The organism is Priestia sp. FW507-14D1A (assembly GCF_058781295.1).
This window is the reverse complement of sequence record NZ_JBYSWQ010000001.1, coordinates 771581-793121: the sequence shown is the minus strand read 5'-3', so window position 1 is coordinate 793121 and position 21541 is coordinate 771581. Positions and strand designations below refer to the sequence as shown.

Below are 21541 nucleotides of genomic sequence, written 5' to 3'. Positions count from 1 at the left end.
CTCACATGTCACAACACTATAGAGAAATTATTACAAAAGCAGTCGTAGGTAAAGGTCGCAAGTTTACACAATCGTCTCATACGCTTGCACCGAAAAATCGACCAACAAGCATCTTAGGGTGCTGGGTGATTAACCATGAGTACAAAGCAAAGAAAAGCGGCAGCAATGTAGAAGTTGACGGCAGATATGATATTAACATCTGGTATTCGTACAATAATAATACAAAAACCGAAGTTTGGACGGAAACCGTATCATACAAAGATAATATTAAGCTGCGCTATAAAGATGAAGATTCGATTGGAGACGATTACGAAGTAATTGTTCGCGTGTTGCAGCAGCCAAATTGCCTAGAGTGCACAATTTCACCAAATGGCAATAAAACGATTGTTCAAGTAGAGAGAGAATTGTTGGCGGAAGTGATTGGCGAAACCAAGGTTTGTGTTGCAGTAAATCCGAAAGGCTGCGATGATGAAGACGAATTTGATTTAGACGTAGATGACGATGAATTTGAAGATTTGGATCCTGATTTTATATTAGGGGACGATGAGTAACTAGGAAGAAGTTCTTCCTAGTTTTTTTATTTTTACTATTTTAAGAAAATTCTTATAAAAATAAAAAAATATATTGCTTTTTGTCGAATCCACAGTGTATAGTAAATCTAAAGAAAATAATGCATTAATTTTCAGAAAATTTAGTTATATCAGATAAGTATTTCTTGGGGGTTTACTATGAGCTTATTTCGTAAAAAATCAATTCAAACGTTAATTAGTGAAACCAACTCTAAAGGTGTTAAATTAAAAAAGGATTTAGGCGCTTTCGATTTAACAATGTTAGGAATTGGAGCTATTATCGGAACCGGAATTTTTGTATTAACGGGCGTAGCCGCCGCTGAACATGCCGGTCCAGCTTTAGTTATATCTTTCATTATGTCAGGACTTGCGTGTGTGTTTGCAGCTCTTTGTTATGCAGAGTTTGCCTCAACAGTTCCCGTTTCAGGAAGTGCATACACTTACAGTTATGCAACATTTGGTGAATTAATCGCTTGGATTTTAGGATGGGATCTTATCTTGGAATACGGTCTTGCTTCTTCTGCTGTAGCCAGCGGATGGTCCGGGTATTTCCAAGGATTACTAGCAGGGTTTGGCATACATTTTCCAAAAGCTTTAACGAGTGCATATAATCCTGCAAACGGCACGTATATTGATATTCCAGCAATTATGATCGTATTTTTAATCACATTACTTTTAACGCAAGGAGTAAAAAAATCTTCACGTTTTAATGCTATCATGGTTATTATTAAACTGGCTGTTGTACTTCTGTTTATCGGGGTAGGAGTTAGCTATGTTAAACCAGAAAACTGGACGCCGTTTATGCCGTTTGGTTTCTCGGGAGTAGCGACAGGAGCAGCAACTGTATTCTTCGCCTACATTGGGTTTGATGCTGTAGCAACAGCGGCCGAGGAAGTACGCAAGCCTCAGCGGGATATGCCAATCGGAATTATCGCATCTCTTGCGATTTGTACAGTCCTTTATATCGTCGTATCGCTTATCTTAACAGGAATCGTACCTTATACAGAATTAAATGTTAAAAACCCTGTAGCATTTGCTTTAAGCTACATTAACCAAGACTGGGTAGCAGGATTTATTTCATTAGGCGCAATTGTTGGTATTACAACGGTACTACTCGTTATGATGTATGGACAAACTCGTTTATTTTATGCGATCAGTCGAGATGGTCTATTGCCGAAGCCTTTTTCAAAAATCAGTGAGAAAAAACAAACGCCGGTAGTAAATACGTGGATTACATGTTTACTAGTATCCATCTTCTCTGGTTTAGTACCATTAGGAAGATTAGCAGAGTTAACAAACATCGGTACTCTTTTTGCTTTCATGACCGTATCAATTGGAATTTTATATTTACGTAAATCAAAACAAACTTCAGAATCGACTGGTTTCCGCGTACCGTTCGTGCCGGTGATTCCAATTTTAGCTTTTGTGTTCTGTTTATACTTAGCACTTCAGCTTCCAAAATTAACATGGATTAGTTTCGTAATTTGGCTTGTACTAGGGCTGGTGGTTTACTTCTTATACGGACGTAAGCATAGTCATTTGAACAGCAGTAAATAATGAAAAGCTTCGGACAAGCTTCTTCCTTCGTCCGAAGCTTTTTTATGTGTTTTATGAAAAGAAATTGAAGATTGTTCTATTTGAATAAATTAAGTTTAAGAAAGACTTATGTTATAATACGTGTAGCAAAAACGCACAACTAGATGTGGTATGGAGGAATAGTATGGCAGCGTATACGCCAATGATACAGCAATATTTGAGAATTAAGGCAGAGTATCAAGATGCCTTTTTGTTTTTTAGATTAGGTGATTTTTATGAAATGTTCTTTGAAGATGCTACGACAGCTTCTCAAGAACTTGAAATAACATTAACAAGCCGAGACGGAGGAGGACAAGAGAGAATTCCGATGTGCGGGGTTCCGTATCACTCTGCTCCTACGTATATCGAGCGTTTAATTGAAAAGGGATTTAAAGTAGCTATTTGTGAGCAAGTAGAAGACCCTAAGCATGCAAAAGGTGTTGTAAAGCGAGAAGTGGTGCAGGTGATTTCACCCGGAACACTGATGAACGAACGCGGACTGCATGACAAGGAAAATAACTATATTTGTTCTGTTACTGCGTTCGAGGATCAAACGTTTGGTCTTGCTCTTTCTGATTTGTCTACAGGAGAAAACAGCGTAACGATTGTTAGTGAGTTTCACGATATAGTCTCAGAGATTTATGCAAAAGAAGCAAAAGAAGTCGTTGTAAGCTCTGAGTTTCCTGCTGACTTATTACAAACACTAAAAGAGCGCATGACGATTACCGTTTCTTATGAGAATAGTACAGAGCAAGTAGAAGGACTAGATTATTTAGTAGAGTCGCTTCAGCAGCAAAAGCTTATCACAACGTTTGCGCGTATTCTTCAGTATTTAACTCGCACGCAGAAGCGTTCGCTTGAACACTTACAGCCCGTGCAGTTTTATCAAATCAATGAATATATGAAAATTGATTTGTTCTCTAAGCGAAACTTGGAGTTAACCGAAACGATTCGTTCAAAAGGAAAGAAAGGCTCGCTTCTATGGTTATTAGACCAGACCGTTACGGCAATGGGCGGCCGTTTATTAAAAAATTGGATTGACCGTCCGCTTTTAAAACAAGCGGATATTGATAATCGTTTGAATATGGTAGATGTCTTAATGAAACAGTTTTTTGAACGAGAAGAACTGCGTGAGTTGCTAAAAGACGTATATGATTTAGAACGCTTAGCTGGTCGAGTCGCTTTTGGTAATGTAAATGCTCGTGATTTAATTCAATTAAAAAAATCATTGCAAAATGTGCCTCATATCCAAGAGGTTGTGAATCGTTTGAATCATCCTTATGCGACAAAGCTTGTTGAAGACATTGATCCTTGTGAGCGATTAGCTAATCTTCTTGAAAGAGGATTAAAAGAGCACCCTCCTTTGTCAATTAAAGAAGGAGACATTATTAATGACGGCTATCATGAACAGCTTGATCAATACCGAGATGCAAGCCGAAACGGAAAAACGTGGATTGCGTCACTTGAACAGCAAGAGCGTGAGAAAACAGGGATTCGCTCACTGAAAATTGGTTATAATCGCGTGTTCGGCTATTATATAGAAGTAACGCGGGCAAATCTGCATCTTTTGCCTGAAGGAATGTATGAACGAAAACAGACGTTAACCAATGCAGAACGTTTTATTACTCCTGAGCTGAAAGAAAAAGAAGCGCTGATTTTAGAAGCGGAAGAGAAAATTGTAGAGCTGGAATATGAATTGTTTTTACAAATTCGTGAGGAAGTAAAAGCATATATCCCAAGGCTGCAAGAACTCGCTAAAAAAGTAAGTGAGCTTGACGTACTGCAGTGCTTTGCAAAAATCAGTGAAGAACGTCATTACACAAAGCCTATTTTTTCAAGTGAAGATATTTCGATTCAAAATGGACGCCATCCAGTAGTAGAAAAAGTAATGAATTCACAGGAATATGTGCCAAACGACTGTCAAATGACGGATGATAGTTCAATTTTACTGATTACAGGACCTAATATGTCTGGTAAAAGTACGTACATGCGTCAGGTCGCTTTAACGGCGATACTAGCTCAAATTGGCTGTTTTGTGCCAGCGGACGAAGCGGTTCTGCCGATTTTTGATCAAGTGTTTACACGTATCGGAGCAGCCGATGACTTAATTTCAGGGCAAAGTACGTTTATGGTCGAGATGCTAGAAACGAAAAATGCAGTGACAAATGCCACTCAGTCGAGTCTAATTCTGTTAGATGAAATTGGACGAGGTACGTCTACGTATGACGGAATGGCTCTTGCTCAAGCAATTATTGAATACGTTCATGAACATATTGGCTGTAAGACCCTATTTTCTACTCATTATCATGAATTAACCGTACTCGATGAGTCGCTTCCTGCGCTTAAAAATGTTCATGTAAGCGCGGTTGAAAAAAATGGAAAAGTCGTCTTTCTACACAAAATCAAAGATGGTGCCGCAGATAAAAGTTATGGTATTCACGTAGCGGAACTAGCAGAACTTCCAGATCCGCTTCTAGAGCGAGCTCGCGTCATCTTACACGACTTAGAACAATCTTCTGAGCGTGAACCTGTACGTCAGGCTCCAAAAAGAGAAGAGATGACACAGCAAGTTCCACAAGAAGGTGCTTCTTTGGTTCAAGAAGAACGTGCAGATGGTAAAAAAGCAGATGAAGCCAATCAGCTTTCGTTCTTTGAAATAGAAAAGAAAAAAGAAAAGCCTGCGCTTTCGAAACGTGAAAAAGCAATTATAGATCGTTTAAAAGAGCTGGATATTTTGGAAATGACGCCTTTAGACGCAATGAATGCGATGTATGAACTGCAAAAATCATTAAAGAAGAAATAGAGTGAGAGGAGTGAGTCTGTGGGTAAAATTGTGCAGCTTTCAGACGAACTTTCAAATAAAATTGCTGCCGGAGAGGTTGTTGAACGACCTGCTTCGGTGGTGAAAGAACTAGTCGAAAATGCTATTGATGCAAACAGTACAGTTATTGAAATTGAGCTAGAAGAAGCTGGGCTTTCAAAAATTCGTATATTGGATAATGGAGACGGCATTGCTTCTGAAGACTGCTTGACCGCTTTTAAAAGACATGCGACAAGTAAGATCAAAACAGAACAAGATTTATTTCGGATTCGAACGTTAGGATTTCGCGGTGAAGCTTTGCCAAGTATTGCTTCGGTTTCAATGCTTGAACTCAAAACGAGTACGGGAGAAGAAGCCGGCACTCATCTTAAACTTAGAGGCGGAGAAATCGTTCATCACGAATTAACGTCAAGCCGAAAAGGTACCGAACTTGTTATTGAAAACTTATTTTTCAATACACCTGCACGTTTAAAATATATGAAGACGGTAAACACGGAGCTTGGTAACGTAACGGATGTCGTCAATCGTCTTGCAATGTCTCATCCTGAAGTTTCAATTAGGCTGATGCATCAAGGAAGACAGCTTCTGTATACGAACGGAAGCGGAGATGTGCGCCAAGTGCTTGCCGCTATTTATGGAATGGCAGTAGCCAAAAAAATGATTCCGATTAACGTTCAGTCACTTGATTATGAAGTGAATGGTTACGTCGCTCTTCCTGAAATCACAAGAGCTTCTCGCAACTATATGTCCACCATTATTAACGGTCGGTTTGTTAAAAACTACGGGTTGTTAAAAGCGGTACAGCAGGGCTATCATACCCTTTTACCTATCGGTCGTTTTCCGATTGTGTTTTTAACCATTACAATGGACCCTTTATTAGTGGACGTGAATGTTCATCCAGCAAAATTAGAAGTGCGGTTGAGTAAAGAAGCGGAGCTGTTTGAGCTTATTGAACAAGGAGTGAAAGCTGCTTTTAAAAAGCAGCAGTTAATTCCAGATGCTGTAGTGCCAACTAAGTCAAAAGCAGCTGTGCAGCCAACTGAGCAGCAGACCTTTACATTTGATCATCAGTCTAAACCGTCTGGCTATCAGCCGTCTAATACGGTTCGTGAGCCTAGCTTTAAGGAGGCCCCCCCTCGTGTAGACGAGATCATGCCGCCTGTTAAAACAGAGGTCATACGTCAAGATGAAGAACTCCAACCAACGTTTCGAGAAATAGAACAATATGAAGAATCGGTGGAAGAGAAAGCTCCTATTCCAGAATCAAACCATTTAGCCAAAGAGCAGCCAGAACCGCGTGTTCCTGCGATGTACCCAATTGGCCAAATGCACGGAACGTATATTTTGGCACAAAATGAAAAAGGATTATTTATTATTGATCAGCACGCGGCGCAGGAGAGAATTAAGTACGAATATTTTAAGCGAAAGCTTGGAGAAGTAGATTCAGAAGTTCAAGAACTGCTTATGCCGCTTACGCTAGAGTTCTCGGGAAATGAAGCCTTGATTTTAGAAGAGTACAAAGACATGCTTGCTGAAGTAGGAGTCTTTTTAGAACCGTTTGGACAAAACTCCTATATAGTTCGTTCGCATCCGCAGTGGTTTCCAAAAGGAGAGGAACAGGAAACCATTGAAGAAATGATTCAGCAAATCTTTACGATGAAACGAGTCAATATCGAAAAGTTACGAGAAGAAGCGGCTATTATGATGAGCTGTAAAGGATCGATTAAAGCGAATCATCATTTGCGAAACGATGAGATTTTTGCTTTACTTGAGACGTTGAGAAAAACAACAGATCCATTTACGTGTCCGCACGGACGACCAATTATTATTCATCATTCGACGTATGAAATGGAAAAAATGTTTAAGCGAGTGATGTAGGCAATGCGGCTAGCTGCAGCTAGCCGTTTTGTTGAATAAATCATGGCCATTTGGATAAAATGGAATGATGTGAATGCCTATAGATGAAAGTAGTGTTGTTATGACGGGAGAGAAACCAAAACTTATTGTCATTATTGGACCAACTGCGGTTGGTAAAACAAAATTGAGCATTGAACTTGCCAAACAGTTAGACGGAGAAATTATTTCAGGTGATTCCATGCAAATTTATAAAGGGATGGATATCGGAACAGCAAAGGTATCAGAAGAAGAGATGCAGGGTATTCCCCATTACCTGATCGATATTAAGGAGCCGGATGAATCGTTTTCTGTGGCAGAATTTCAAGAGATTGTAAGAAAACAAATCGATGATATTCACGCTAGAGGAAAAATGCCGATGATTGTTGGAGGGACGGGTCTTTATATTCAATCCGTTATTTATGATTATCAGTTCACAGAAACTCCTAGTGATGAAAAAGTTCGTGAACGAATGGAAGTATTTATTAAAGCTCATGGCATTGATCCCCTGTATGAAAAGCTAAAAGAAATTGACCCGGACAGTGCAGCTGCTATCCATAAAAACAACCATCGCCGTGTAATCAGAGCGCTTGAAGTTTATGAAGTAACCGGCAAAAAATTCAGTGACTATACAAAAGAACAGTCGCAAGAGTTATTATATGACGTAAGCATTATTGGACTTACAATGGATAGAGACGTATTATATGAGAGAATTAATCACCGAGTCGATATGATGATGCAGGCTGGACTGCTTGATGAAGTCAAATCATTGTACGAAAGTGGTCTGCATGATGTACAATCAATTCAAGCTATCGGCTATAAAGAGCTGTATGCTTATTTTGAAGGACGCTGCACGCTCGAAGAAGCCGTTGAACAGTTGAAACAAAATTCACGCAGATATGCCAAGCGTCAGTTAACGTGGTTTCGAAATAAAATGCCTGTAAAATGGATAGAGATGGAAGTTGACAAATTTCCCGAAAAGTTTGCTGAAATTTTTACATATATTGCAGGAAAGCTGAAGAAAGAAGCGAATTAAGTAAACAGATAGAGAAACGAGGAGGCCGAATAATGAAACAATCAGTTAATATTCAAGACCAATTTTTAAATCAATTACGTAAAGAAAATATCTATGTGACGGTATTTCTTTTAAATGGTTTTCAATTAAGAGGACTAATTAAAGGATTTGATAACTTTACTGTGTTAATTGAATCTGAAGGAAAACAGCAGCTGATTTATAAACATGCGATTTCGACATTTGTACCAAATAAAAATATTACAGTAGAACTTGAATAGAGATTAAAGAGAAGCATCCGCATATTCGGATGCTTTTTTTATGCAAATAAAGGCTTAAAAAAGTTTCTTAACATTGTTTTTACTCATCGAACATAAACCTTATAATAGACGATTATTTCTTCGGTAATAAGAGATCATTGTCTTCGTATCGTTCATCGCATGCAGCTATGCGATACAGAGAAGTGGGATGAAACGAGAGGTGAACATGGTGGAGCAGCCGATAACTCTTAAAAATAATGGGCAAATTAATATCATTTTAAATAATGAAACAAAAAAGGAAAAATCGTATACGACATCAATTCCGCGTCCTGCCAAAAAAGCTGTCATAAATCATGAGCCGCTTCGGGAAATTGAACGAGAAATGAGCGGACTGGTTGGAATGGAAGAATTGAAAAAAATGATAAAAGAAATATATGCGTGGTTATATATTAACAAAAAAAGAGAGGAACAGGGCTTAAAAGCGGGAAAGCAGGCGCTGCATATGATGTTTAAAGGAAATCCAGGAACAGGGAAAACGACGGTAGCCCGCCTGCTAGGTAAATTATTTTTGAATATGAACATCTTGTCTAAAGGACATTTAATTGAAGCAGAGCGGGCTGATTTAGTTGGAGAATACATTGGCCATACCGCTCAGAAAACGAGAGATCTTGTAAAAAAAGCGCTTGGAGGTATTTTATTTATTGATGAGGCTTATTCCCTTGCAAGAGGGGGAGAAAAAGATTTTGGAAAAGAAGCGATTGATACATTGGTCAAACATATGGAAGATTCAAATGATAAGTTTGTATTGATTTTAGCTGGTTATCCAAGAGAAATGGAAAATTTTCTAAGTCTTAATCCAGGGCTGCGCTCTAGGTTTCCGTTTATTTTTGATTTTCCGGATTATGATGTAAATGAACTGATGGACATTGCCGGTCACATGATGAATGACAGGCAGTATCAGTTTAGTACAGAGGCCTATAAAAAGCTAAAAGATCATTTCATGGACGTGAAGTACAATCAGACGCCTAGGGATTTTAGTAACGGTCGATATGTGCGAAACATTATCGAACGTTCCATACGTACTCAATCCATGAGGCTTTTAGAAGAAGAAAGCTTTGAGCGCAACGAACTTCTAACTTTAACGTCAAGCGATATTCAGCTGTAGAAAAAAAGCCTTTCGTCACGAAAGGCTTTTTTTCTACATATTTGGTTGTCGAATCGTTTTGATCGGCAGGCGCCATTTGTAAATATATGAACACATCCGAAGACCTACAAGTAAGATAAATAACGTATAAAGTTCTATAGGCGTATTTGTAATATGCAGCCCTACGCTAAATCCTGCGATAATCGCCCATACCGCATAAATTTCATCTTTAAGAACAGTAGGCTTTCGGCGTGCTAATAAATCTCGGATAATCCCGCCGCCGCTTCCTGTTAAGACCGCAGCTACAATAACCGCGCTAAGCGGATGGTTCATATGAGTGGCATAAAGCGCTCCTTGAATCGCGAATGCTGCAAGGCCGATGGCGTCCGAAAAGTTTCCCCATCGCTTCCAATGTTTTAAGATATTGTTTGGAAATAAAAAAGTGGCAGTGATAGATAATAAAGCAATCTGAAAAAAGAGTCCTTGTTCCCAAAGGGCAGACACGGGTACACCGATAAGCAGGTTTCGAATGGCTCCTCCGCCAAAAGCCGTTACGATTCCCAATATGTAAACGCCTAAAATATCATATTCCTCTTCCATGGCAATGAAAGCTCCGCTGATTGCAAAAGCAATCGTTCCAATAATGCTAAGTACGTCCCAAGTCATGATGCTATCCCCTTTATTCTGTTTTCACCAAGTAGCGACTATTATTTTAAAATCAGGCAGCCTGATTCAAATTTCGATAAGTAAACCAACTCAAATTGTATACAGAATTTCGTGATATTTCAATGTTTTTTTAATCATCATTTTATAGATTTTAAAAAGGGTGTTAAACTAGTAAAAGACAATGTATTCTGTCTCTTTTGCAAAGATGGAGAAATGGGCATTTTTTTGATATGATATGAATGATTTGTCAATTTAATAGTAAGGGAAGGAAAAATCTTTGACAGCAGAAATGAATACTGAACTTGAACGCGTAATTTTAGTCGGATGTCAGCTTCATGACGATGACGAACGTTTTGAATATTCAATGGATGAGCTAGCATCTTTAACTGAGACTGCAAAAGGCGAAGTGCTGGTAAGGTTAACGCAAAAGCGCGATCGCATTCATCCAGCTACTTATATTGGAAAAGGGAAAGTAGAAGAACTTGTGGCTCTTGAAGAAGAGTTAGAGCCTGATTTAATTGTATTTAATGATGAATTGTCACCGAGTCAAATCCGCAATTTGTCAGCAGGGTTATCTGCGCGTGTTATTGACCGTACGCAGCTGATTTTGGATATCTTCGCACAGCGTGCTCAAACGCGAGAAGGAAAAATGCAGGTGGAACTTGCTCAATTAAATTATCTGCTACCTAGGTTAGTAGGACAAGGTACCGCTTTGTCACGTCTTGGAGGCGGAATTGGAACAAGAGGTCCTGGTGAAACGAAACTTGAAAGTGACCGCAGACATATTCGCCGTAAAATTGATGAAATTAAGCGTCAGCTAAAGACAGTGGTAAGTCACCGCGAACGTTATCGAGAAAGACGTAAGCGTAATCATGTCTATCAAATTGCAATTGTGGGCTATACGAACGCTGGTAAATCGACGATCTTTAACCGCTTAACAGAGGCGGGTATTTTTGAAGAAAATCAGCTGTTTGCAACTCTTGATCCAACGACAAGACAGTATACGCTTCCGTCAGGACTAACGGCTCTGTTAACGGATACGGTTGGATTTATTCAAGATCTTCCAACAACGTTAGTAGCCGCGTTCCGTTCAACACTTGAAGAAGTAACCGAAGCTGACCTTGTTCTGCACGTGGTAGATTCATCTAATCCAGATTACAACAACCACGAAAAAACAGTGCATCGCTTACTAGAAGAGCTGAACGTAACGGACATTCCGATGCTGACAGTTTACAATAAAGAAGATATGCAGCATGAACTATTTGTCCCATCCGCTTCGACATCTTTATCAATGAGCGCTTTTAAAGCTGCTGATTTAGTGAAGCTTGGGGAAAGAATTCAAGAAGAAATGAAAAAAGAAATGGCATTTTTTCATGTGCTGCTGCCGGCTTATGAAGGGAAAATGCTCGCTGAACTCAAAACGGTCTCTATTCTTGAGTCGTTAAAATTCAATGAAGAAACTGAGAAGTATCAGTGCAAAGGGTATATCGCAAAAGAGCATCCCCTTTACAAAAAGCTACAAACGCTTGAAGAAAGTTGAGGAACAAAGAAATGATGTTTGATCAGTTAAAAAACGGGGCACGCATTCGGGAACTTGCTGCAAAAGTAGAAAAACAAATTAAGCCCGTACATGAGAAAATTGACGAGCGCATTGAAGCAAATCAATTTCGGGTGCTGCAAAGCTTTCAGCAAAATCGAGTGAGTGATTCACATTTTAATCCGACAACGGGGTATGGATATGACGATCTAGGCCGCGATACGTTGGAGAAAGTATACGCGGATGTTTTTGGAACAGAAGCTTGCCTGGTGCGTCCGCAAATTATTTCAGGTACGCACGCAATTGGCATTTCGCTGTTTGGTGTACTGCGTCCTGGAGATGAACTATTATATATAACTGGAAAGCCTTATGACACTCTTGAAGAAATTGTTGGTATACGAGGAAGCGGCGTAGGCTCTTTAAAAGAATATAATATTAGCTATAAATCAGTAGATTTAACAGCGCAAGGTCAAGTGGATTTTGAAGAAGTGAAAGCGTCTATTCATGAGCACACAAAGATGATAGGCATTCAGCGCTCAAAAGGTTACGGCATTCGTCCTTCTTTTACAGTCGCGCAAATAAAAGAAATGATTTCTTTTGTAAAGAGTATTAAGCCTGACGTTATAGTATTTGTCGATAACTGCTACGGTGAATTTGTAGAAACAATCGAGCCAACGCATGTAGGAGCAGATTTGATGGCGGGGTCGCTTATTAAGAACCCTGGTGGAGGTCTTGCTAAAATCGGCGGCTATATTGCAGGACGAAAAGACCTAGTGGAAGCTTGTTCATACCGAATGACAACTCCTGGAATCGGTGCAGAAGCTGGAGCGACGCTGTATAGCTTGCAAGAAATGTATCAAGGTTTCTTTTTGGCTCCGCATGTAGTCGGTCAAGCATTAAAAGGAGCGGTTTTCTCATCCGCTATGTTCGAAGAGCTAGGGATGCAAAGTGAACCGAAGTGGAACAGTGAACGAACGGATTTAATTCAATCCGTGCAGTTCGATGACCGCGATAAAATGGTTTCTTTTTGTCAGGCTATTCAATTTGCTTCGCCAATTAATTCACACGTAACGGCCTATCCTGCTTATATGCCAGGGTACGAAGATGATGTGATTATGGCAGCTGGAACGTTTATACAAGGAGCAAGCCTTGAGCTGACGGCAGATGGACCTATCAGGCCTCCTTATGTCGCTTACGTGCAGGGCGGGTTAACGTATGCTCACGTAAAAGTAGCAATATGTATGGCAGTAGATCAAATGCTGACGAAAGAACTTTTATAAAATATAAGATAGAAAGACTATTTTCTCCCCGCTAAGAAAGAAAAGATAGGCTTATAAAAATAAACGAAATGCTATTTATTTGTATAGAAGAAATGTTCAGAAAAATTTATGTTAGAATTACTAACATTCGGTTGACAGGTGAACTAACATAGCATACAATGTAAATAGTTAATCCAAAGGAGGAACTGAAATGAGTGACAACATTCGAAGAAATACGCCACTTTTCCCAATTGGAATTGTGATGCAGTTAACTGAGTTGTCGGCTCGCCAAATTCGCTACTATGAAGAACATGAATTAGTTGCACCAGTAAGAACAGAGGGAAATCGACGATTATTCTCATTTAACGATGTTGATAAGCTGCTTGAAATCCGTGATCTTATTGAACAAGGTGTAAACTTAGCAGGTGTAAAACAGCTGTTTCATCTTCAAAAGGAGCAAAAAGGGCATAAGCAAGAAGAAAAAGTTGTGGCAGCAACAGCAAAGCCAGAATTAACGGACGATGAATTGCGAAAAATGCTTCGTGCAGAACTTATGCAAGCAGGCCGTTTTAATCGAGCAACTTTAAATCAAGGAGATATGTCCAGGTTCTTTCATTAATAAAGTTATCAATATTTATGCCGTTCGTATATGAGGGGTATAGATTATAAATATTATATAGAGATTTAGGGGAGGATCACACGATGGCAAAGTACACAAAAGAAGATATTTTCCGCAAAGTTCAAGAAGAGAATGTAAAGTATATTCGTCTTCAGTTCACTGACATTTTAGGAACAATTAAAAACGTTGAAATTCCAGTAAGTCAATTAGAAAAAGCGTTAGACAACAAAATGATGTTTGACGGTTCTTCTATTGAAGGGTTTGTACGTATTGAAGAATCAGATATGTACCTATTCCCGGACATTGATACATTTGTTATTTTCCCTTGGACATCTGAAAAAGGTAAAGTAGCACGTTTTATTTGTGACATCTACAATGCAGATAGAACTCCGTTTGATGGCGATCCACGTAATAACTTAAAACGTGTGTTAAAAGAGATGGAAGAGTTAGGATTTACTGATTTTAACCTTGGACCTGAGCCAGAGTTCTTCTTATTCAAATTAGACGAAAAAGGCGAACCTACATTAGAATTAAATGATAAAGGTGGCTACTTCGACTTAGCGCCAACTGACCTTGGTGAAAACTGCCGTCGTGACATCGTATTAGAGCTTGAAGAAATGGGCTTTGAAATTGAAGCATCTCACCATGAGGTAGCTCCTGGACAACACGAGATTGACTTCAAATATGCTGCTGCATTAAAAGCTTGTGATGATATCCAAACGTTCAAACTTGTTGTAAAAACAATTGCACGTAAACATGGCTTACATGCTACATTTATGCCAAAACCATTATTTGGTGTGAATGGTTCAGGTATGCACTGTAACGTTTCATTATTTAAAGATGGTCAAAACGCATTTTATGATGAAAACGGTAATCTAGAGCTAAGTGATACTGCTCGTCAATTTATCGCAGGTATCATCAAGCACGCACACAGCTTTACAGCAGTAACAAATCCTACTGTAAACTCTTATAAGCGTCTAGTGCCTGGATATGAGGCTCCTTGTTATGTTGCATGGTCTGCTCGTAACCGTAGCCCATTAATCCGTATCCCAGCTTCTCGCGGCGTAGGAACTCGTGTTGAGGTACGTAGCGTAGACCCAGCTGCTAATCCATATTTAGCAATGGCTGTTCTATTAAAAGCTGGTTTAGATGGAATCAAGAACAACCTTGAAGCTCCAAAACCTATCGATCGTAATATCTATGTAATGACAAAAGAAGAGCGTGTTGAAGAAGGTATCGTAGATTTACCTGCAACATTAGCTCAAGCTTTAGATAGCTTCCAATCAAACGAAGTTATGGTTTCTGCATTAGGTGAACACTTAGCAGAGCACTTCGTTGAAGCGAAAGAAATCGAATGGGATATGTTCCGTACACAAGTTCATCCTTGGGAACGTGACCAATACATGAGCCAATATTAATTCTTAAAAGTCCGAGAGATCGTTTATACGTTCTCTCGGACTTTTTTGTTTTCAAAATGAATAACATTGCGCATATTAAATATTGAACTAAACTGTTCATAAAATAAGTATAGCTGCCTGTCGTACAATTTACGGGAGGCTTTTTATTGTTTTGTTAGATACAGGAAAGAATTTAGTTATATGAATTAAAAAGGATAAGCTTTTTGTCTCATTGAATCTATATGTAAAAGTAGTGTATAACAGATAGAGAGATTGTTTATGTGTTCACTCTGCACTTCAGTATAACTTCAGAGAATTTTCAGCCAGTCGTAGTATCATTAGAAAATACTGTTGGAGAGGAATGGAATAAAAATGCAAGAAGGAAATTTTTTCAAAGGTTTAGTAATAGGCATATTAATAAGCATTCCAATTTGGATTATTCTCATTGTTATAGGCGTTCTGCTTTTTAAATAGGTCTTAACGTTATAAATAATAGACCCTCTTGATCTATACTTTAATCAACCAGAATAGAATCTGGACCAAAAATATGTTAGGGGGGAGAGAAGATCCGCACGATGAATTGTGCGGATTTTTTTATTGGTAGGGTGAACGTAGATTTCATCTATTTAGTTGCTTCTAGCAGTTGATTGGAGGGAAAGGCGAAGACTCCTGCGGGAAAAGCGGAATAGGTGAGACCCCGCAGGAGCGCACGCGACGAGGAGGCTCACCAGCCGCCCGCGAAAAGCGAAGCCTTGCACGGAAATCAACAGCGATGTAACAAGCCATCCATACTAGCGCATTTATCCCATTTGTTCGTTTTTAGGTTGAAGTGATTTCGTTATGTCTTAATCTCCTTTTTTAGTAATTTTTCACTAAGTAGGCTAGTATACGTAGCACTTTTTTCCCCCATGCATATGTTAAAAATAAGGAGGGACAAGTAATATGAAAAAAATCTATCTTGATGCAGGACATGGTGGGGCAGATGCAGGAGCGGTTGGAGCAAACGGACTGTATGAAAAAAACTTAGTTTTAAAAATCCAACAATATTTAATAAGCTATTTAAATAGCACGTACAGTGATTTTACAATTAAAACCACTCGTACCACAGATGTTTTTTTATCGTTATCTCAGCGCGCTTCTCAAGCTAATTCGTGGGGCGCAGATGCATTTATGTCTATTCACGTAAATGCCGGTGGAGGAACAGGGTACGAAGATTATGTTTATAGAAGCGCTAGCAATGCCAGTAAAACGTTTCAATCGATTGTCCACGGCCAAGTACAGCCAGCGCTGCTGTCGTATAATCACCCGAATCGCGGTCGGAAATCAGCCAATTACGCGGTGCTTCGCTTAACAAATATGCCCGCAGTACTCACTGAAATAGCTTTTATTGATAACAGTACAGATGCAGCACTTCTTCAAAATGAAGCTTTTTTAAAAAGCATGGGTGAATCGTATGCAAAAGGAATTGCCGTCTATTTAAATTTACCTCGTCGCGCAGTTCCAAACCCAAATCCAACACCAACACCAAATCCATCACCTTCTGAACCGGGTACAAAAACGTATACGATCAAGCAAGGAGATACGCTTTACAGTATTGCACAGAAGTACAGCATAACAGTACAGGCGCTTCAAGAAGCGAATACAGGGCTTTCTGATCCGTTAACACTGCAGGTTGGAAAAACAATCGTTATTCCTTCAGGAACTTCACCAACACCATCTCCAACACCACCTTCTGAACAATATCCACTTCCTAATGGAATTTTAAAACAAGGCGATTCTGGAGAAGCTGTGAAACAGCTTCAAAGAGCATTAAACGCGGTTAATTTTAAAGTAGGGTCATTAGACGGAATATATGGAGTTCAAACGAAAGATGCAGTCAGACGTTTTCAGCTTGTGTATCTTCCTTATGATGTAGATGGCATTTATGGTCCTCAAACGAAAAACAAGCTAGCAGCCGTTTTAAAAGCAAAAAGTTAACGCAAAAAGGTCTTCTGTAAGCGGGCAGAAGGCCTTTTGTTTTTCTGTTAAAAGCGCCTTAAGCACTATTTTATGGTTTACGTAAAATAATGCTTTACAAACCATTTGTACGGGAGTATATTATCTAAGAACAAAGGATAGTTATGAAAGAAACATGTTATCGATCATACTCTTTAACCGAAAATTATATTGACCTGTTATCGCTTAATTCGTCAGAAGTGGGGGACCCAAATTTGTGCATTGTCACTTGGGGTGAATCCTTTTAAAAGGTAGGGCTACTCTCATAGCCCGAATCCGACAGCTAACCCCATAAGCGTTTTGGAGAGGAGGTTTAAGCTGTGTAAAAACGCTGAGAACCCTTAGTGTTTTTTTTGTGCGCTTTTTTAACATAAAAAGGTATTTTTTAGGAATAATATCACTTATTCATGAACTTGTAACGGAGCTTAGCAACGGACGATCGATAGTAGCTAAGCAATCATCGGAGGGAAATTACGTGAACTATTCAGTTCTCAAAAGATTATTGATTGGAAAGCCGCTCAAAACAAAAGAGTTAGGCGATCAAAAGCTTAGTAAGCTTAAAGCACTGGCTATTTTATCATCAGATGCTTTATCTTCAGTAGCTTATGGAACAGAACAAATTTTGATTGTACTTGCAACAGTAGGCGTCCTTGCTTATTGGTATTCAATTCCAATTGCGATTGGGGTATTGGTGCTGCTGACGGCTTTAATTCTTTCATACCGTCAAATTATTTATGCGTATCCGCAAGGCGGAGGAGCTTATGTTGTTTCCAAAACCAATTTAGGAGAAAATCCTGGGCTTATCGCTGGAGGATCACTGTTGGTGGATTATATTTTAACAGTTGCTGTGAGTGTTTCAGCAGGAACCGATGCTTTAACTTCGGCTTTTCCAACGCTGCATCATTACAATGTAGTAATTGCGTGTTTGCTGGTGATTTTTATTACAGTCTTAAATTTACGCGGGGTAACAGAATCCGCTTCTGTATTAGCTTATCCGGTTTATTTATTTGTTATTGGTCTTATTTTGTTAATAGCGGTAGGCTTGTTTAAAATAGCGACAGGTCAAGTTTCACCTGAGCTTCATCCCTCTCTCGGTACAGTAGTGCCAGGTATTAGTTTGTTTTTATTATTAAAAGCTTTTTCGTCAGGCTGTTCGGCATTGACTGGTGTAGAAGCCATTTCAAATGCAGTGCCTAACTTCAAAGAGCCAGGTGCAAAAAATGCTGTTCATACACTAATGCTGATGGGCGGTATTTTAGCCGTTTTATTTTCTGGCATCACGTTTTTAGCTTATTGGCTTGGCATTTCTCCAAAAGCAGATGAAACGGTTGTATCACAAATTGCATCGAGTGTGTTTGGACGAAATGGATTTTATTATTTTATTCAAGGCACAACAGCTCTAATTCTAGTGCTAGCGGCGAACACGGGCTTTTCTGCTTTCCCTTTGCTGGCTGTCAACTTATCGTCTGATAAATACATGCCAAGAATGTTTCAAATTCGTGGCGATCGACTAGGCTATTCAAATGGAATTGTGACCCTTGGAATTGCTTCTATTGTCTTAATCGTAGCTTTTAAAGGAGCGACTGAACAATTAATTCCTCTTTATGCAGTCGGGGTGTTTATTCCATTTACGCTTTCTCAAACAGGAATGATTGTCAAATGGCTTAGAGAAAAGCCGGCCGGCTGGCAAGGGAAGCTAACCATTAACTTAATTGGTGCCCTCATTACTTTAACGGTGCTAATCATTTTGTTTACAACGAAGTTTTCACAAGTATGGTCCGTGCTCATTTTCTTGCCGGTTATTGTCTATATTTTTCATCGCATTCATACGCATTATGAAGCGGTAGGAGAACAGCTTCGCATTAAGCAAGGAGAAAAGATTGGAAAGCTTGAAGGAAGTGTGGTCATTGTTCCTGTAGCAGGAATGACAAAGGTAGTAGAAAATTCATTAAATTATGCAAGAACGATTGGTGATACCGTTATTGCAGTGCATGTGGCCTTTGATCGAGAAAGCGAAAAGAGAATGGAAGAGAAGTGGGAGAAGTGGCAGCCCGATATTCGTATTGTTACGTTTCATTCTCAATACCGCAGCTTAGTGCGGCCGCTGTTTCGATTCATCGATATGGCTGAGGAAAAAGCGCGGGAAAACAATATGGCTATTACGGTCGTTATTCCGCAATTCATTACGAAAAAAAGCTGGCAAAATATCCTTCACAATCAGTCCAGCCTACTGTTAAAAGCACATTTGCTTTACCGTAAAAACGTAATCGTTACAACTGTACCGTATCGTTTTAAAAAATAATGAAACATGACTAAAAACCTCCAACTTAGATGTTGGAGGTTTTTAATTTTTAAATTCACATACACTAACCGTAATCGAATCTCATCAAAGGCGCAAACGGAGGGATTGTATGAGTGAATTAATTAAATTGTTGCGAAAGGGAAATAAATCGGCCATCATGGCCGCTATAGTGAATACCATTATTTCCATTATTAAAGGGGTTGCATTCGCTTTAACAGGGAATGTAGCAATGTTTGCTGAAACGATGCACAGCTTAGGAGATGCAGCTAATCAGTTTTTTGTCTTTATAGGTTCGGCATTAAGTAAAAAAGCCCCGACCAAACGATTTCCAAATGGTTTCGGCCGATTGGTTAATCTTGTTCTATTAGGAGCGGTTCTTGTAGTAGGGATTATGGCGTTTGAAACGATTAAAGAAGGATATCACCATATTCTTCATCCAACGAAGTCTTCAGGCTTTATTTTAAATATTGCAGTACTTGGCATCTCGGTATTGCTTGAGATGTTTGTCTTATTTAAGGCAATGAAAGAAATTTTGCACGATGTCGGAATGAATACCGCAGAGGTCAATGTTTTTACGCACAGCTTTGTTCATTTAAAGAAAGCAAAGCCAGCAACCAAGCTGGTCTTTATGGAAGATCTGGTAGCTACTGGAGGAGGCGTATTGGCGTTAATAGCCGTTTTCATTTCACGGTTTACACCTTTTCACCAAGCTGAAGGAATTGCTTCTATTTTAATTGGGCTTATGATGTTTTTTGTAGTAGGACGAGTATTTTTAGATAATGCTGCGGGAGCCCTTGGTGAAGCAGATAAAGAAATGGAAATAAAAATTGGCTCGATTGTAATGCAAGATGTACAAGTGCGTGATATTCAAACGTTAATGGTGATGAAAGAAGGGGAAGAGCTTCACGTTGAATTAAAAGTAGAAATTGATCCTTCTTTAACAGTGGCAGAAGCTGATGATATTAAAGATCGTCTGGAAAATCGTATTTTACAGGAAAAAGGAGTAACGGATGTCATTATTGAATTTGATGAAGATAATGGAATTCCGGACTGGGCGCCAAGTGATTTACAGCTTCAAAAAGAATAAAAACAAGGAAGAAAACAACTGTTTTCTTCCTTGTTTTTTTAGCTATATACTTTTTCACGTACGTTTGGAGAATCTGTTGAAGCTTTCGAGAAGTTAATGGTTTCACGTACAACGTAAATAGGTCTATTTTTACTTTCATCGTAAATTCTTGCGATGTATTGTCCGACTAGACCTAAACCAAGTAGCTGAATACCGCTAAAGAAGGTGATAGCTACCATAATAGAAGTCCAGCCAGGCTGAATATTTTTACCTATCAGCCAAACAACAATCGAATAACTTAACACTAAAAATGATACAAAAACCGATAATAAGCCAATAACCATTACTAGACGCAAAGGCTTCGTTGAAAACCCAATAATTCCATCTGAAGCAAACTTGATCATCTTTTTTAAAGGATATTTTGTTTCACCAGCAAAGCGTTCATCACGCTCATATTCTACATATGTTTGCCTGAAGCCAATCCAAGACATCATTCCTCGTACAAAACGATTGCGTTCAGTCATTTTTTTGAATACATCCGCTACTTTTCGGTCGATAATACGAAAATCTCCCGTGTCTTTAGGGATTTCGATATCGGACATATAATTTAAAAAGCGATAAAAATATTTAGCCGTGGCTAATTTAAAAAAGGTCTCTCCGCTTCGTTTCTTGCGCTTTGCATATACAATTTCATAGCCTTGCTGCCATTTAGCAATTAATTCGGGAATCATTTCCGGCGGATCTTGTAAGTCCGCATCAATAATAACGATAGCATCACCCTGAGCATAATCAATGCCTGCTGTTACGGCAGTTTGGTGCCCGAAATTACGAGCAAAATCAATAACTTTTACGTTAGAATCCATAGCCGCTACGTCTTTCAAGATTTCAATTGTTCGGTCGGTGCTGCCGTCATTGACGAAAATGAATTCATAGTTAATGTGGTTTTTATGCATGACCGAAAGCAAGCGATTGTAGCATTCATTAGCTACTTCTTCTTCAAAATACATAGGTACCACGATTGAAATTAGTTCTTTCATGCTTTACCTCCTATCGAGCGATGGTTTGTGTGCTTAAACGTCCATATTTTATTAAGGAAAAAATTGATAAACATTCCTATACAAGTAGACAACAGTTGTCCGATTATTGGATTAGCAGGTGTATAGTGTACAAGAAGGAATAAGCAGCTTGTATTAATTGCTAAAGTAATAAGGTTTACGATGAAAAATTGAGCTAACATCCATTTATGTACAGTTGCTTGAAACACCCACGATTTGTTCCAATAGTAGCTGTTTATAACGCCAATAAAATAAGATAGTACGTTAGCCAATATATAATTCATATCAAAATGAATGAGTGCTAAGTAACTGATAATAGTGAGCAGGGTATTCATTATACCTACAAAACCGAATTTCAGGAATTTTATCAC

18 protein-coding genes and 1 riboswitch are annotated in these 21541 nt (G+C 38.9%); of the genes, 15 read left to right on the top strand and 3 right to left on the bottom strand.

The features are described from left to right. Positions 1 to 5 precede the first annotated feature (5 nt). From AC3WJG_RS04560 to spoVK, 7 genes are all read left to right on the top strand, one after another. Positions 6 to 551 (top strand): outer spore coat protein CotE, encoded by a 546-nt coding sequence (locus AC3WJG_RS04560; protein WP_013058796.1) that lies wholly within the window; start codon positions 6 to 8, stop codon positions 549 to 551. A 177-nt stretch (positions 552 to 728) separates the two neighbouring features. Beyond that, complete coding sequence (gene bcaP, locus AC3WJG_RS04555) at positions 729 to 2126, top strand: branched-chain amino acid transporter BcaP (RefSeq protein ID WP_013084740.1); 1398 nt, start codon at positions 729 to 731, stop codon at positions 2124 to 2126. A gap of 163 nt (positions 2127 to 2289) precedes the next feature. After that, positions 2290 to 4947 (top strand): DNA mismatch repair protein MutS, encoded by a 2658-nt coding sequence (gene mutS / locus AC3WJG_RS04550; RefSeq protein WP_337133947.1) that lies wholly within the window; start codon positions 2290 to 2292, stop codon positions 4945 to 4947. Positions 4948 to 4965: 18 nt separating this feature from the next. Continuing rightward, entirely contained in the window at positions 4966 to 6843 is a 1878-nt protein-coding gene (gene mutL / locus AC3WJG_RS04545; RefSeq protein ID WP_221840828.1) for a DNA mismatch repair endonuclease MutL, read from the top strand. A 100-nt stretch (positions 6844 to 6943) separates the two neighbouring features. Further along, positions 6944 to 7894 (top strand): tRNA (adenosine(37)-N6)-dimethylallyltransferase MiaA, encoded by a 951-nt coding sequence (gene miaA / locus AC3WJG_RS04540; protein ID WP_050689712.1) that lies wholly within the window; start codon positions 6944 to 6946, stop codon positions 7892 to 7894. Positions 7895 to 7926: 32 nt separating this feature from the next. Then, entirely contained in the window at positions 7927 to 8151 is a 225-nt protein-coding gene (hfq, locus tag AC3WJG_RS04535; RefSeq protein WP_013058791.1) for an RNA chaperone Hfq, read from the top strand. Between the two features lie 187 nt (positions 8152 to 8338). Then, a complete protein-coding gene (gene spoVK / locus AC3WJG_RS04530; RefSeq protein WP_016765353.1) occupies positions 8339 to 9295 on the top strand; it encodes a stage V sporulation protein K in 957 nt (318 codons plus the stop codon). Positions 9296 to 9328: 33 nt separating this feature from the next. Here spoVK and AC3WJG_RS04525 read toward each other — a convergent pair whose 3' ends face one another. Then, positions 9329 to 9940 carry a trimeric intracellular cation channel family protein gene (locus AC3WJG_RS04525; protein WP_013084735.1) on the bottom strand — a complete coding sequence of 204 codons (612 nt, stop codon included), beginning with the start codon at positions 9938 to 9940 and terminating at the stop codon, positions 9329 to 9331. A gap of 277 nt (positions 9941 to 10217) precedes the next feature. Between AC3WJG_RS04525 and hflX the strand changes: the two genes are divergently transcribed. The 8 genes from hflX to AC3WJG_RS04485 all read left to right on the top strand — a co-directional run bounded on the left by hflX (position 10218) and on the right by AC3WJG_RS04485 (position 20136). Beyond that, positions 10218 to 11480 carry a GTPase HflX gene (gene hflX, locus AC3WJG_RS04520; RefSeq protein ID WP_081085247.1) on the top strand — a complete coding sequence of 421 codons (1263 nt, stop codon included), beginning with the start codon at positions 10218 to 10220 and terminating at the stop codon, positions 11478 to 11480. 14 nt (positions 11481 to 11494) lie between these two features. Then, positions 11495 to 12757 carry a methionine gamma-lyase family protein gene (locus AC3WJG_RS04515; RefSeq protein ID WP_025750257.1) on the top strand — a complete coding sequence of 421 codons (1263 nt, stop codon included), beginning with the start codon at positions 11495 to 11497 and terminating at the stop codon, positions 12755 to 12757. A 190-nt stretch (positions 12758 to 12947) separates the two neighbouring features. Next, on the top strand, positions 12948 to 13355 hold the full coding sequence (locus AC3WJG_RS04510) for a MerR family transcriptional regulator (RefSeq protein WP_013058786.1): 408 nt from the start codon (positions 12948 to 12950) through the stop codon (positions 13353 to 13355). An 83-nt stretch (positions 13356 to 13438) separates the two neighbouring features. Further along, a complete protein-coding gene (gene glnA, locus AC3WJG_RS04505) occupies positions 13439 to 14773 on the top strand; it encodes a type I glutamate--ammonia ligase (RefSeq protein ID WP_013084732.1) in 1335 nt (444 codons plus the stop codon). Between the two features lie 622 nt (positions 14774 to 15395). Then, a complete protein-coding gene (locus AC3WJG_RS04500; RefSeq protein WP_257152343.1) occupies positions 15396 to 15530 on the top strand; it encodes a hypothetical protein in 135 nt (44 codons plus the stop codon). 164 nt (positions 15531 to 15694) lie between these two features. Continuing rightward, positions 15695 to 16729: an N-acetylmuramoyl-L-alanine amidase gene (locus AC3WJG_RS04495; protein WP_337133948.1), complete on the top strand. Its 1035-nt coding sequence runs from the start codon at positions 15695 to 15697 to the stop codon at positions 16727 to 16729. Between the two features lie 191 nt (positions 16730 to 16920). Continuing rightward, positions 16921 to 17060, top strand: a riboswitch (cyclic di-AMP (ydaO/yuaA leader). A gap of 162 nt (positions 17061 to 17222) precedes the next feature. Further along, the gene (locus tag AC3WJG_RS04490; protein ID WP_337133949.1) at positions 17223 to 19049 is read left to right on the top strand and encodes an APC family permease; all 1827 of its coding nucleotides are present in this window, start codon (positions 17223 to 17225) and stop codon (positions 19047 to 19049) included. Between the two features lie 109 nt (positions 19050 to 19158). Then, positions 19159 to 20136, top strand: a complete 978-nt coding sequence (locus tag AC3WJG_RS04485; protein WP_098334004.1) for a cation diffusion facilitator family transporter — start codon at positions 19159 to 19161, stop codon at positions 20134 to 20136. Between the two features lie 38 nt (positions 20137 to 20174). Here AC3WJG_RS04485 and AC3WJG_RS04480 read toward each other — a convergent pair whose 3' ends face one another. Together AC3WJG_RS04480 and AC3WJG_RS04475 are read right to left on the bottom strand one after the other, a co-directional pair. Continuing rightward, positions 20175 to 21152, bottom strand: coding sequence for a glycosyltransferase family 2 protein (locus tag AC3WJG_RS04480; protein WP_098334005.1), 978 nt, complete (start codon positions 21150 to 21152; stop codon positions 20175 to 20177). Next, positions 21149 to 21541 carry a GtrA family protein gene (locus AC3WJG_RS04475; RefSeq protein WP_060746004.1) on the bottom strand — a complete coding sequence of 131 codons (393 nt, stop codon included), beginning with the start codon at positions 21539 to 21541 and terminating at the stop codon, positions 21149 to 21151. The genes AC3WJG_RS04480 and AC3WJG_RS04475 overlap by 4 nt, the downstream gene beginning before the upstream one ends.

Coding starts and splice junctions, on each gene's coding strand:
- AC3WJG_RS04525 (WP_013084735.1), bottom strand. CDS start 9,940: ATGACTTGGGACGTACTTAGCATTATTGGAACGATTGCTTTTGCAATC.
- AC3WJG_RS04495 (WP_337133948.1), top strand. CDS start 15,695: ATGAAAAAAATCTATCTTGATGCAGGACATGGTGGGGCAGATGCAGGA.
- AC3WJG_RS04485 (WP_098334004.1), top strand. CDS start 19,159: ATGAGTGAATTAATTAAATTGTTGCGAAAGGGAAATAAATCGGCCATC.
- spoVK (WP_016765353.1), top strand. CDS start 8,339: ATGAAACGAGAGGTGAACATGGTGGAGCAGCCGATAACTCTTAAAAAT.
- AC3WJG_RS04510 (WP_013058786.1), top strand. CDS start 12,948: ATGAGTGACAACATTCGAAGAAATACGCCACTTTTCCCAATTGGAATT.
- AC3WJG_RS04480 (WP_098334005.1), bottom strand. CDS start 21,152: ATGAAAGAACTAATTTCAATCGTGGTACCTATGTATTTTGAAGAAGAA.
- AC3WJG_RS04515 (WP_025750257.1), top strand. CDS start 11,495: ATGTTTGATCAGTTAAAAAACGGGGCACGCATTCGGGAACTTGCTGCA.
- hfq (WP_013058791.1), top strand. CDS start 7,927: ATGAAACAATCAGTTAATATTCAAGACCAATTTTTAAATCAATTACGT.
- miaA (WP_050689712.1), top strand. CDS start 6,944: ATGACGGGAGAGAAACCAAAACTTATTGTCATTATTGGACCAACTGCG.
- mutS (WP_337133947.1), top strand. CDS start 2,290: ATGGCAGCGTATACGCCAATGATACAGCAATATTTGAGAATTAAGGCA.
- AC3WJG_RS04560 (WP_013058796.1), top strand. CDS start 6: ATGTCACAACACTATAGAGAAATTATTACAAAAGCAGTCGTAGGTAAA.
- glnA (WP_013084732.1), top strand. CDS start 13,439: ATGGCAAAGTACACAAAAGAAGATATTTTCCGCAAAGTTCAAGAAGAG.
- bcaP (WP_013084740.1), top strand. CDS start 729: ATGAGCTTATTTCGTAAAAAATCAATTCAAACGTTAATTAGTGAAACC.